General features: G+C 63.5%; 13 protein-coding genes. 9 read left to right on the top strand and 4 right to left on the bottom strand.

Features of this window, described 5'->3' with window-relative positions; genetic code table 11:
• The first annotated feature begins 10 nt into the window (after positions 1-10).
• The 8 genes from PverR02_RS02290 to PverR02_RS02255 are packed head-to-tail and all read left to right on the top strand — an operon-like array spanning position 11 to position 6,463.
• Positions 11-1,258, top strand: a complete 1,248-nt coding sequence (locus PverR02_RS02290) for an NAD(P)/FAD-dependent oxidoreductase (protein WP_026140390.1) — start codon at positions 11-13, stop codon at positions 1,256-1,258.
• On the top strand, positions 1,255-1,989 hold the full coding sequence (locus tag PverR02_RS02285) for a class I SAM-dependent methyltransferase (RefSeq protein WP_017849843.1): 735 nt from the start codon (positions 1,255-1,257) through the stop codon (positions 1,987-1,989). Before PverR02_RS02290 ends, PverR02_RS02285 begins: the two co-directional genes overlap by 4 nt.
• On the top strand, positions 1,986-2,468 hold the full coding sequence (locus PverR02_RS02280) for a hypothetical protein (RefSeq protein ID WP_079442689.1): 483 nt from the start codon (positions 1,986-1,988) through the stop codon (positions 2,466-2,468). Before PverR02_RS02285 ends, PverR02_RS02280 begins: the two co-directional genes overlap by 4 nt.
• Entirely contained in the window at positions 2,465-3,631 is a 1,167-nt protein-coding gene (locus PverR02_RS02275; RefSeq protein ID WP_079442688.1) for a beta-ketoacyl-[acyl-carrier-protein] synthase family protein, read from the top strand. Before PverR02_RS02280 ends, PverR02_RS02275 begins: the two co-directional genes overlap by 4 nt.
• Entirely contained in the window at positions 3,628-4,089 is a 462-nt protein-coding gene (locus PverR02_RS02270; RefSeq protein WP_017849846.1) for an ApeP family dehydratase, read from the top strand. The genes PverR02_RS02275 and PverR02_RS02270 overlap by 4 nt, the downstream gene beginning before the upstream one ends.
• A complete protein-coding gene (gene fabG / locus PverR02_RS02265) occupies positions 4,086-4,814 on the top strand; it encodes a 3-oxoacyl-ACP reductase FabG (protein WP_057003639.1) in 729 nt (242 codons plus the stop codon). The genes PverR02_RS02270 and fabG overlap by 4 nt, the downstream gene beginning before the upstream one ends.
• Entirely contained in the window at positions 4,814-6,040 is a 1,227-nt protein-coding gene (locus tag PverR02_RS02260; protein ID WP_046384962.1) for a beta-ketoacyl-ACP synthase, read from the top strand. Before fabG ends, PverR02_RS02260 begins: the two co-directional genes overlap by 1 nt.
• Before the next feature lie 27 nt (positions 6,041-6,067).
• Positions 6,068-6,463 (top strand): hypothetical protein, encoded by a 396-nt coding sequence (locus tag PverR02_RS02255; RefSeq protein ID WP_017849849.1) that lies wholly within the window; start codon positions 6,068-6,070, stop codon positions 6,461-6,463.
• 56 nt (positions 6,464-6,519) lie between these two features.
• Here the strand turns inward: PverR02_RS02255 and PverR02_RS02250 are convergent, their stop codons facing one another.
• Positions 6,520-7,485, bottom strand: a complete 966-nt coding sequence (locus PverR02_RS02250; RefSeq protein ID WP_079442687.1) for a LysR family transcriptional regulator — start codon at positions 7,483-7,485, stop codon at positions 6,520-6,522.
• Positions 7,486-7,609: 124 nt separating this feature from the next.
• On the opposite strand from PverR02_RS02250, the gene PverR02_RS02245 reads away from it, so the two are divergent.
• The gene (locus PverR02_RS02245; protein WP_079442686.1) at positions 7,610-8,878 is read left to right on the top strand and encodes an MFS transporter; all 1,269 of its coding nucleotides are present in this window, start codon (positions 7,610-7,612) and stop codon (positions 8,876-8,878) included.
• 11 nt (positions 8,879-8,889) lie between these two features.
• On the opposite strand, the gene PverR02_RS02240 is transcribed toward PverR02_RS02245, so the two are convergent.
• The 3 genes from PverR02_RS02240 to PverR02_RS02230 form a co-directional block, all read right to left on the bottom strand.
• Entirely contained in the window at positions 8,890-9,399 is a 510-nt protein-coding gene (locus PverR02_RS02240; RefSeq protein WP_017849852.1) for a cytochrome b/b6 domain-containing protein, read from the bottom strand.
• Positions 9,400-9,596: 197 nt separating this feature from the next.
• Positions 9,597-10,664, bottom strand: a complete 1,068-nt coding sequence (gene hemE, locus PverR02_RS02235) for a uroporphyrinogen decarboxylase (protein ID WP_017849853.1) — start codon at positions 10,662-10,664, stop codon at positions 9,597-9,599.
• A 241-nt stretch (positions 10,665-10,905) separates the two neighbouring features.
• The gene (locus tag PverR02_RS02230) at positions 10,906-12,324 is read right to left on the bottom strand and encodes an FAD-dependent oxidoreductase (RefSeq protein ID WP_079442685.1); all 1,419 of its coding nucleotides are present in this window, start codon (positions 12,322-12,324) and stop codon (positions 10,906-10,908) included.
• Positions 12,325-12,334: the final 10 nt, after the last annotated feature.

Below are 12,334 nucleotides of genomic sequence, written 5' to 3'. Positions count from 1 at the left end.
AGGAGCCCTCGTGCCCATAGTTGAAATGGAACGTCGCCAGGTGGTGGTGATCGGTGCCGGCCCGTCCGGTGCCATCGCTGCAGCGCTGTTAAAGCGTAAAGGGCATGATGTATTGATTATCGAGCGCCAGCATTTCCCACGCTTTTCGATCGGTGAAAGCCTGCTGTCGCACTGCATCGACTTTATCGAAGAGGCCGGCATGCTCGACGCCGTGCAGGCGGCGGGTTTCCAGGTGAAAACCGGTGCTGCATTCGCCTGGGGCGAGCGCTACAGTGCGTTTGATTTCGGCGATACGTTCAGCCACGGCAAGCCGACCACCTTCCAGGTGCAGCGCGGCGAGTTCGACAAGTTGCTGGCCGATCAGGCGGCGCTGCAAGGCGTCGACATCCGTTACGGCGAAACCATCGTCGGCGTGGATTTCAGCGGTGAAACCCACTACCTGCATGTGCGCCGGGAGAACGGCAGCGAGTACCACATCAAAGCCAAGTTCGTGCTCGACGCCAGCGGCTACGGCCGCGTCCTGCCGCGCCTGCTGGACCTGGAAGCGCCGTCGGATTTCCCGTTGCGCCAGGCGGTGTTCAGCCATGTCGAGGACCGCATCGAACACCCAGGCTTCGACCGCACCAAGATCCTTGTGACGACCCACCCGACCCAGCGCGACATCTGGTTCTGGACCATCCCGTTCAGCAACGGCCGTTGCTCCGTGGGCGTAGTGGCGGCCAAGGAACATTTTGCCGGCCGCGACAACGACCTGGACGCGTGCCTGCGCGGGTTCATCGACGAAACCCCAAGCCTCAGCAGCGTGCTGCAGAACGCCGTATGGGACACCCCCGCGCGTACCATCGGCGGCTACTCGGCCAACGTCAAAACCTTGCACGGCCCGGGCTTCGCGCTGCTGGGCAATGCCGCAGAATTCCTCGACCCGGTGTTCTCCTCCGGCGTGACCATCGCCATGCGTTCGGCGAGCATGGCCGCGGGCGTGCTGCATCGTCAGCTCAACGGCGAAACCGTGGACTGGCAGCGCGAGTTTGCCGAGCCGTTGAAGCGCGGCGTCGACACCTTCCGCTGCTACGTCGAAGGCTGGTACGCCGGGACGTTCCAGGATGTTATTTTTCACGCCGGCAGCTCGCCGGAGATTCGCCGGATGATCAGTTCGATCCTCGCCGGCTACGCCTGGGACGAGCGCAACCCGTTTGTCAGCGAGCCCAAGCGGCGGTTGCGGATGTTGTCGGAAATTTGTGCAGGGGATGCCGTGTGAGCAGTCAGTACTTGAGTAAGAACTACGTCGAAGAAACCAAGTTCGGCTTCTGGTTCCTGCGCAGCCACACCTGGCAGCACCATGTGTTGCGCGTGGCGATCAACGACCTGCGCAGCCTGTTCAGCGAACCGTTGCCGGTGGCGCCGGTACTGCTGGACGCCGGCTGCGGCCAGGGCAAATCCTTCAAGCTGTTGCAGCAAGTGTTTGCGCCGTCCCGCCTGATCGGGCTGGACGCCGACCCGCACAGCCTTGAGCTGAGCAAGGCGGAAGCCGCGCACCAAGGGCTGGACGTCGAGCTGATCGGCAGCGACTGCGCCACCCTCGACGTCGCCGACGCCAGCGTCGATATCCTGTTCTGCCACCAGACCTTCCATCATCTGGTTGAGCAGCATCGTGCGTTGAAAGAGTTCTACCGGGTACTCAAGCCCGGCGGCTATCTGCTGTTTGCCGAGTCCACCGAAGCCTATATCGACACCTGGGTGATTCGCTGGCTGTTCCGCCACCCCATGCAGGTGCAGAAAAGCGCCGAAGAGTACCTGCAGATGCTGCACGAGCAGGGCTTTGAATTCGGCGCGCAGAACGTCTCCTACCCATACCTGTGGTGGAGCCGGGCCAGCGATTTCGGCCTGCTGGAACGCTGGGGCCTGCGCAAGGCTCCGCCGGTGGGCCAGCGCGAAGAAACCCTGGTCAACTGCGTGGCGCGCAAACCGCTGGCGAGCGCGGCACCATGATCCGTGCGCTGCTGATCGGCTGCCTGTTGCTGCTGAGCGCCTGCGCCAGCCAACCGCCCTTGCCGGCAAAAAACCCGGCCCTGGCCTTGCCGATGCAACTGCACGTGCAGCGCCTGGCGGACGGCCAGAGCCAGGACTGGTTGCTGGTGATCCAGCGCGAAGGCAGCGCGATCCGCTGGTCGATGATGGACCCGCTGGGCATCCCCCAGGCCCGGCAGAAGCTGATCGACGGCCAGTGGCAGGCCGACGGGTTGCTGCCGCCCAATCCCCAGGCGCGCGAGCTGTTCGCCGCGTTGCTGTTTGCACTGACTTCGGCGGATGACCTCCGCGCGCTGTACCCGAACGCCCAAGCGATGGACCTGACACGCACCCTGCCGGGCCATTGGCAAATCGTCTATCAGTCATCCGAGGTGTTCAGCGTGAACATGCGCGGGCAACCGCTGAGCTATCGCATCACTCCGCTGGGAATGGCGCGATGACCGCGTATCTGAATGCCCTCGGCGTGATCTGCGCTCTCGGGCGCGGCCAGGCCGACGTCAGCCGCAGCCTGTTTGCCGGCGACTGCTCCGGCATGCGCGCCGAAAGCGACTGGGTGCCGGAGCGCGTGTTGCCGGTTGCCGGCGTATCGGGCGCACTGGCGACCATCCCGCCCGAGCTGGGCCAGCAAAGCAGCCGCAATAACCAGTTGCTGCTCGAAGCCGCGTTGCAGATCGACGGCGAGATCCGCCAGGCGATCCAACGCTACGGCGCGGCGCGGGTCGGCATTGTGCTCGGCACCAGCACCTCGGGCATCGACGAAGCCAGTCGCGGCATTGCCCGTTACCTGAGCGATCACCGGTTCCCCGACGACTACGACTACCAGCAACAGGAACTCAGCGCCCCGGCGAACTTCCTCGCCGACTGGCTGCAACTGAGCGGCCCGGCCTATGTGATTTCCACCGCCTGCACCTCCAGCGCCCGCGCCTTGATGAGTGCCCGGCGCCTGCTGGAGCTGGGCCTGTGCGATGCAGTGATCTGCGGCGGCGTCGACAGCCTGTGCAAGCTGACGCTTAACGGCTTTACCGCGCTGGAGGCGGTCTCGAGCGAGCGTTGCAACCCGTTTTCGGTGAACCGCAACGGCATCAACATCGGCGAAGCGGCGGTGTTGTTTTTGATGACTCGCGAGCCCGCCCCCATCGCGCTGCTGGGCAGCGGCGCGAGTTGCGATGCACACCATATTTCCGCGCCGGAGCCCACTGGCAAAGGCGCGTTGCTGGCGATGCGCAAGGCCCTGGCCAGCGCGCGCTTGAAGCCGGAGCAGATCGGCTACCTGAACCTGCACGGCACCGCCACCCAACACAACGACGCCATGGAAAGCCTGGCCGTCGCCAACCTGTTCCCCGACGGCGTGGCCTGTTCATCGACCAAACCGATGAGCGGCCACACCCTGGGCGCAGCCGGCGCACTGGAAGCAGCGTTCTGCTGGCTGAGCCTGGCCCACGGCCGGCTGCCGCCCCACGTATGGGACGGCCAGGCCGACCCGGCGCTGCCTGCCTTGCAGTGGGCACGCCGAGGTGACACCTTGAAAAAACGCTGCCTGATGAGCAACTCGTTTGCCTTCGGCGGCAATAATGTCAGCCTGATTATCGCAGAGGCCCCATGATCGATTGGCCACTCGCCGCACTGCTGCCCCACGCGGGCGACATGATCCTGATCGACCAGGTGCTGTCGTTCGACGAAGAGCAGATTCACACTCGCCTCACCGTCAAGCCCGGTGGCTTGTTCAACCGCCCCGACGGCAGCCTGCCGGCCTGGGTCGGCATCGAGCTGATGGCGCAAAGCGTCGCCGCCTATGCCGGTTGCCGCGCGCGCCAGAACGGCCAGGCGGTGGAGCTGGGCTTCCTGTTGGGCACGCGTAAGTTCGAGTGCAACGTGGAGCACTTCCCGGCCGGTGCCGAGTTGACCATCCACGGCCTGCGCTCCCTGGAAGACGACAACGGCATGGGTGTGTTCGAATGCCACCTGACCGGCGACGGTATCCATGCCAGTGCCCGCTTGAACGTATTTCGACCGCCCCAGGCGGCCACCTATTTAGATGAATCGAAGGACGAAACGCCATGACTGAATCCGTACTGGTCACCGGCTCCAGCCGTGGCATCGGCCGCGCCATTGCCCTGCGCCTGGCGCAGGCCGGGCACGACATCGTGTTGCATTGCCGCAGCGGTCGAGCAGAAGCCGACGCGGTGCAGGTCGAGATCGAAGCCCTGGGCCGCAAGGCGCGGGTGCTGCAATTCGACGTTTCCGAGCGGGCCGAGTGCAAGGCAATCCTCGAAGCCGACGTGGAACAACACGGCGCGTATTACGGCGTGGTGCTCAACGCCGGCCTGACCCGCGACGGCGCGTTCCCGGCCTTGTCGGAAGACGACTGGGACGTGGTGATGCGTACCAACCTCGACGGTTTCTACAACGTGCTGCACCCGGTGATGATGCCGATGATCCGTCGTCGCGCGGCCGGGCGTATCGTGTGCATCACCTCGGTGTCCGGGCTGATCGGCAATCGCGGCCAGGTCAACTACAGCGCCTCCAAGGCCGGCCTGATCGGCGCGGCCAAGGCCCTGGCTATCGAGCTGGGCAAGCGCAAGATCACCGTCAACTGCGTCGCACCGGGCCTGATCGACACTGCGATGCTCGATGAAAACGTGCCGGTCGAAGAGCTGATGAAAATGATCCCGGCGCAGCGCATGGGCACGCCGGAAGAAGTGGCCGGCGCGGTGAATTTCCTGATGTCGGCCGAAGCCGGCTATATCACCCGCCAGGTCTTGGCCGTGAACGGAGGTCTGTGTTGATGAAGCGCGTGGTCGTAACCGGCATGGCCGGCATCACCTCCCTGGGCAGCGACTGGAACACCATCGCCGCCAACTTTCGCGCCAACCGCAGCGGCATCCGGCGCATGGACGAGTGGGACCGTTTCAGCGAGTTGAACACGCGCCTGGCCGGGCCGATCGACGACTTCGTCGTGCCCGCGCACTGGACCCGCAAGCAACTGCGCAGCATGGGCCGCGTATCGCGCCTGGCGGTGTGGGCGGCGGAGCAGGCGCTGAAAGACGCCGGCTTGCTCGGTGACGAGTCGATCAAGGACGGGCGCATGGGCGTGGCCTGCGGCTCGTCCACCGGCAGCACCGACGAGATCAAGGCGTTCGGCAACATGCTGCTCAACTCGGTGGCCGAGGGGCTGAACGCCAACTCCTATGTCCGCATGATGCCCCACACCACGGCGGCGAATATCAGCATCTTCTTTGGCCTCACCGGGCGCTTGATTCCCACGTCCAGCGCTTGCACCAGCGGCAGCCAGGGCATCGGCTACGCCTATGAGGCGATCAAGTTCGGACGCCTGCCGCTGATGCTCGCCGGCGGCGCCGAAGAGCTGTGCCCCACCGAAGCCATGGTGTTTGACGCGCTCTACGCCACCAGCCTGAAGAACGATGCGCCACAGACCAGCCCGCGCCCCTACGACAGCGGCCGCGACGGCCTGGTGATCGGCGAAGGCGGCGGCATGCTGGTGCTCGAAGAACTGGAACACGCCCTGGCCCGTGGCGCGCATATCCACGCCGAAATTGTCGGTTTCGGCAGCAACGCCGACGGCCAGCACACCACGCGCCCGGAACAGAAAACCATGCGCCGCGCCATGGAGCTGGCCCTGGAAGACGCCGGGCTCGAGCCCTCGGTCATCGGCTACGTGAACGGCCATGGCACCGCCACCGACCAGGGCGACATCGCCGAAACCCTGGCCACCAACAGCCTGTTCGGCAGCCGCATGCCCATCAGCTCGCAGAAGAGCTTCCTCGGCCACACCCTGGGCGCGTGCGGGGCGCTGGAGTCGTGGTTCAGCATCGAGATGATGAACCGCGACCAGTACGTACACACCTTCAACCTGGATTCCGTCGACCCGCAGTGCGGCGAGCTGGATTACCTGCAAGGTGAGTTTCGCGAGATGCACCACGACTACGTGATGAACAACAATTTTGCCTTCGGCGGCGTCAACACCTCGTTGATCTTCCGCCGCTGGTCCTGACTTTTTACATCGACTGGAGAAAACGGAATGTCTTCCTTGCTACGCGCCACCCTGATCACCCTGGCCCTGCTGACCGGCGCCGGTTGCACCAGCAAACCGGTGCTCAACACCCAGCACGACTTGCCAGCGGGTGCCCAGGTCAGCGAAGAACAAGTCAAACAGGTGATCGTCACCGCCCTGCAAAAACGCGAATGGACCGTGCAACGCCTGAGCCCGCAACTGGTGCAGGCTGAGATCACCGTGCGCAATCAGTTCTACGCCGCCATCGACATCCGCTACACCCGCAACAGCTACGCCATCACTTACCGCGACAGCCGCGACCTGGGCTACAAGGACGGCAAGATCCATCGCAACTACAACCGTTGGGTGAGCATGCTGGATCGGGACATCATGGCGGGGTTGCGTTCGGCGGGGATGCAGTAACCCCGGAAACGACAAAGGGCGCCGTTCGGCGCCCTCTTCACAAACCGGTGGGCTTGTCATCGCCGCGTCCTGCCTGGCTCTGCAAGCGCTGGCAAAACACAGCTGAACTCACCGCCCCCAAGCGCGCTGCGAACCGCCGCCTTACGCGTCAACAACTCCACGAACGCCTGCGCCATCGGCGTTTGCGCGCCCTTGCGCTGCACCAGCCACACCGCCGTCACCGCCTCCTGGTCAAGCAAGGTGCGATAGACCACGCCATCGATGCGGATGCGCTGGTAGGACGCCGGCAGCACCGACACGCCCAACCCCGCCGCGACCAACCCGATGATCGTCATCGCCTCCCCGGCTTCCTGGGCAAAGCGCGGGCTGAAGCCGGCGTCGCGGGCCAGGTTGAGCAGTTGCGCGTAGAGACCGCTGCCGTAGCTGCGCGGGAAAAACACGAACGGCTCCTCGGCCAACTGCGCCAGGTGCAAGCCCCGCTCGCTGCCTTGCACCAAGGGATGATCGGCGTTGAGCACCGCCACCAGAGGTTCGCGCATCAACTCCACCACACTCAGCGAGTCTGGCAACGGCAGCGGCCGCATCAAGCCGACCTGGATCGACTCATCCACCAGCGACTCGGCCACCTCGGTGCTGCTCATTTCCTGCAAACTCAGGTGGACCGCCGGGAACGCCTGGCGAAACGCAAAGATCGCCTGGGGGATGCTCGAATTGAACGGCGCCGACGACGTGAAGCCGATCTTCAGTTCGCCCAGCTCACCCAACTGCGCCCGGCGTGCCACATCCGCGGCCTTATCGACTTGCGCCAGCACCAGTCGCGCCTCGTGCAGGAACAAGCGCCCGGCTTCGCTCAGTTCGACCCGACGGTTGGTCCGCTCGAACAAACGCGCCCCCACCTCGTGCTCCAGCGCCTGGATCTGCTGGCTCAGAGGCGGTTGCGAGATGCCCAGCACCTGCGCGGCCCGGCCAAAATGCAGCTCTTCGGCGACGGCGATGAAGTACCGCAGGTGACGTAATTCCATAGCAGCCTCATTAGGTCGTTAAAGCTATCAAACAGGTCGAACAATATATTGGAAAGAATCATTAGGCAGCTATATTCTTTTTTGCATTGCCGGTCCTGGCAGGCTTTTCCTCCCCGAGGTCCCCGTGAAATCTGCTGTCGCTCCATTCGCTCAAGAAGTCCCGCCGACCGCCCTGGATAAGAGGGTGGAGCAGCTCACTGACACGTACATCGAAAAAGGCACACCGATGTTCATGCGGACCGTGCTGGCGCTGTTCTGCGGCGGCTTCGCGACGTTTGCCCTGCTGTATTGCGTGCAGCCGATGATGCCGGCGTTGTCCCACGAATTTTCCATCAACGCGGCGCAAAGCAGCCTGGTGCTGTCGGTGTCCACGGCGATGCTCGCCCTGGGCCTGCTGATCACCGGGCCGATTTCCGACACCCTGGGGCGCAAGCCGGTGATGGTCGCCGCGTTGTTCTGTGCCGCCCTGTCCACCATCGCCAGCGGCCTGATGCCGAGCTGGGAAGGGATTCTGCTGATGCGCGCGCTGCTGGGGCTGTCCCTGAGTGGCCTGGCCGCCGTGGCGATGACCTACCTGAGCGAAGAGATCCACCCGCAGCACATTGGCCTGGCCATGGGCCTGTACATCGGCGGTAACGCCATCGGCGGCATGAGCGGGCGCCTGATCATCGGCGTATTGATCGACTTCGTCAGCTGGCACACCGCCGTGCTGATCATCGGCGCCCTGGCCCTGATCGCCGCGACGGTGTTCTGGAAAATCCTCCCCGAATCGCGCAACTTCCGCGCCAGCAGCCTCAAGCCGCGCAGCCTGGTGGACGGCTTCGTCATGCACTTCAAGGACGCGGGCCTGCCGTGGTTGTTCCTCGAAGCCTTCCTGCTGATGGGCGCGTTTGTGACGATGTTCAACTACATCGGCTATCGCCTGCTGGCCGCCCCGTATGACCTGAGCCAGGCCGTGGTCGGCCTGCTGTCGCTGGTGTACCTCTCGGGCATCTACAGCTCGGCGAAAATCGGCGCGCTGGCCGACCGCCTCGGCCGCCGCCGTGTGCTGTGGGCCACCATCGTGTCGATGCTTGGCGGCATCGGCCTGACCCTGTTCACTCCGCTGTGGCTGGTGATACCCGGCATGCTGGTGTTCACCTTCGGCTTCTTCGGCGCGCACTCGGTGGCCAGCAGCTGGATCGGCCGTCGCGCGGTGAAAGCCAAGGGGCAAGCGTCGTCGCTGTACCTGTTCTGCTACTACGCGGGGTCAAGCGTCGCCGGCACCACGGGGGGGTTCTTCTGGCATTTGGCCGGGTGGAACGGGATTGGCGGGTTTATCGTCGCGCTGTTGCTCGGCGCGTTGCTGGTGGCGTTGAAGTTGGCGAAGTTGCCGCCGCTGGCCTCCGCTTGAGGCGCAGCGCCCTAGAACGACATCCGCACCATCACCCGCTTGCCCCGGCGCTCGTGCATAACCACGGCGCCGATGTGCATCACCAGCATCAGCAACAAGGCCACGCAGGACAGCACATGCACGCGGGAGTACCAGACGATGCTGGCCGGGTCACTGTGAAACGGTGCGAAGGAGACCAGGTTAAAGAGGTTGATCGGGCGATCCATCATCAGTACCCCTGTTGCCAGCACCATTGCCAACACCACATACATGGCCTTATGCACCCATAGCGCCAGGTATTCCCGTGGTGAACGCCTGACGGAAAAATCCAGGCCGTGGGTAAAGGAGCAATAAACCCGCACGACAAACACCGGGATGTACAGGGTGGTCAATGACACATTGAAAAAAAACACCCACGCTTTGACCGAGGCCGGCACGGCGAATATCGCCACGACAGAACCTGACAATAGCGCCCACACGATGATGACGGCCGAAACCCAATGCAGCAGTTTCTGGCACGTTGAATAGTCAGCGGTATTCATCCAGCGATCACCTGACAACGGACGCCAATCACTGGCGAGTGGAAAAGTTGGGCAGGATTTTTTCTTGGGCGGACAACGGCAGCCGTAGGAGAAGTCCTAAAGACCACAGACTACCAAGGCAGGACTTAACAAGAGCTGAAGCGCAACGAGCCCCCGCCTGCCGGGCAGACGGGGGCTCGATTCAGGCGGGGACGCTGTTACTCGTGATACTGCGCCGACAACTCATGCACCGCGCGCAAGAACGCGCCGGCATGTTCCGGGTTCACTTCCGGCGTAATGCCGTGACCCAGGTTGAACACATGCCCGCTGCCCTTGCCGTAGCTGGCCAGGATGCGCCCGACTTCGGTGCAGATGGCTTCTGGCTTGGCGTACAGCACGGTCGGGTCCATGTTGCCTTGCAGCGCAACCTGGTTGCCGACGCGACGGCGGGCGTCGCCGATGTCGCAGGTCCAGTCCAGGCCCAGGGCATCCGCGCCGGCATCGGCGATGCTTTCCAGCCACAGGCCGCCGCCCTTGGTGAACAGGATCACCGGCACTTTACGGCCTTCGTGTTCGCGGATCAGGCCGCTGACGATCTTGCGCATGTAGGCCAGGGAGAACTCCTGGTACGCCGCCGCCGACAGGTTGCCGCCCCAGGTGTCGAAGATCTGCACCGCTTGCGCGCCGGCCATGATCTGGCCGTTGAGGTACGAGGTGACCGACTGCGCCAGCTTGTCCAGCAGCAGGTGCATGGCCTGCGGGTTGTCGTAGAGCATGGCCTTGGTCTTGCGGAAGTCTTTCGACGAGCCGCCTTCGACCATGTAGGTGGCCAGGGTCCAGGGGCTGCCGGAGAAGCCGATCAGCGGCACGCGGCCATTGAGCTCGCGGCGGATGGTGCTGACGGCGTCCATCACGTAACCGAGGTCTTTGTGCGGGTCCGGGATCGGCAGCGCTTCGATGTCGGCCAGGGTGCTGATGACTTTCTTGAAACGCGGGCCTTCGCCGGTCTCGAAGTACAGGCCTTGGCCCATGGCATCAGGAATGGTGAGGATATCGGAGAAGAGGATGGCCGCATCCAGCTCCGGGTAGCGGTCCAACGGCTGCAGGGTGACTTCGCAGGCGAACTCCGGGTTCATGCACAGGCTCATGAAGTCGCCGGCCTGGGCGCGGCTGGCGCGGTATTCCGGCAGGTAGCGACCGGCTTGACGCATCATCCACACAGGGGTGACGTCTACGGGCTGCTTGAGCAGGGCACGAAGGAAACGGTCGTTCTTGAGGGCAGTCATGTCGGCATCCGCAAAAAAAGTACGGGCATTTTCTCAGAGCGCGACGCAAAAGGCACGGGATGAGCCGTGCCTTTTATCTATCGGGTTGATTTACGACAATCTCTTGGGCACATCAAAACCAAATGTGGGAGGGGGCTTGCCCCCGATTGCAGTGTGTCAGTCTCAGTATCTTTAACTGGACTACCGCTATCGGGGGCAAGCCCCCTCCCACATTTTGGCCACATTTCAAAGATGAAATGGGTCAGACCTGCAGGTAGTCCAGGATACCTTCGGCGGCGTTGCGGCCTTCGAAGATCGCCGTCACTACCAGGTCAGAGCCGCGCACCATGTCGCCACCGGCGAAGATCTTCGGGTTGCTGGTCTGGTGCTTGTACTGGCCTTGTTCCGGGGCGACGACGCGGCCCTGGCTGTCGGTCTGGATCTGGAACTGCTCGAACCACGGAGCCGGGCTTGGGCGGAAGCCGAAGGCGATGACCACGGCGTCGGCCGGGATGATCTCTTCGGAACCCGGGATCGGCTCGGGGCTGCGACGGCCACGGGCGTCCGGTTCGCCGAGACGGGTCTCGACCACCTTCACGCCTTCGACGCGGTCTTCACCGACAATCGCGATCGGCTGGCGGTTGTAGAGGAATTTCACGCCTTCTTCCTTGGCGTTCTTCACCTCTTTGCGCGAGCCCGGCATGTTCGCTTCGTCACGACGATACGCACAGGTCACCGACTTGGCGCCCTGGCGGATCGAGGTACGGTTGCAGTCCATCGCGGTGTCGCCACCGCCCAGCACCACGACCTTCTTGCCTTTCATGTCGATGAAGTCTTCCGGCGACTTTTCAAAGCCCAGGTTGCGGTTGACGTTGGCGATCAGGAAGTCGAGCGCGTCGTACACGCCTGGCAGGTCCTCGCCGGCAAAGCCGCCCTTCATGTAGGTGTAGGTGCCCATGCCCATGAACACCGCATCGTATTCGGCGAGCAGTTGTTCCATGGTCACGTCTTTGCCGACTTCGGTGTTCAGGCGGAACTCGATGCCCATGCCAGAGAACACTTCACGACGATTGCTCAGCACGGTTTTTTCCAGCTTGAACTCGGGGATGCCGAAGGTCAGCAGGCCGCCGATTTCCGGGTTCTTGTCGAACACCACCGGGGTCACGCCGCCACGCACCAGCACGTCGGCACAGCCCAGGCCCGCCGGGCCCGCGCCGATGATCGCGACGCGCTTGCCGTTCGGCTTGACCTTGGACATGTCCGGGCGCCAGCCCATGGCGAAGGCGGTGTCGGTGATGTACTTCTCCACCGAACCGATGGTCACCGCGCCAAAACCGTCGTTGAGGGTGCAGGCACCCTCGCACAGACGGTCCTGCGGGCACACCCGGCCGCAGACTTCCGGCAGGGTGTTGGTCTGGTGCGACAGCTCGGCGGCGGCGAGGATGTTGCCCTCGGCCACCAGTTTCAGCCAGTTGGGAATGAAGTTGTGTACCGGACACTTCCATTCGCAATACGGGTTACCGCACCCCAGGCAGCGGTGGGCCTGGTCGGCCGACTGCTGGGGTTTGAAGGGTTCGTAGATTTCCACGAACTCTTTCTTGCGTTGACGCAACAGTTTCTTCTTCGGATCTTTGCGCCCGACATCGATGAACTGGAAGTCGTTATTCAGACGTTCAGCCATGTTAAAACCT

The sequence above is a fragment of the Pseudomonas veronii genome (assembly GCF_002028325.1).
GTDB classification, from domain to species: Bacteria; Pseudomonadota; Gammaproteobacteria; order Pseudomonadales; family Pseudomonadaceae; genus Aquipseudomonas; species Aquipseudomonas veronii.
Note: the sequence above shows the minus strand (reverse complement) of the source record. Positions and strands in the feature narration are given on the sequence as shown.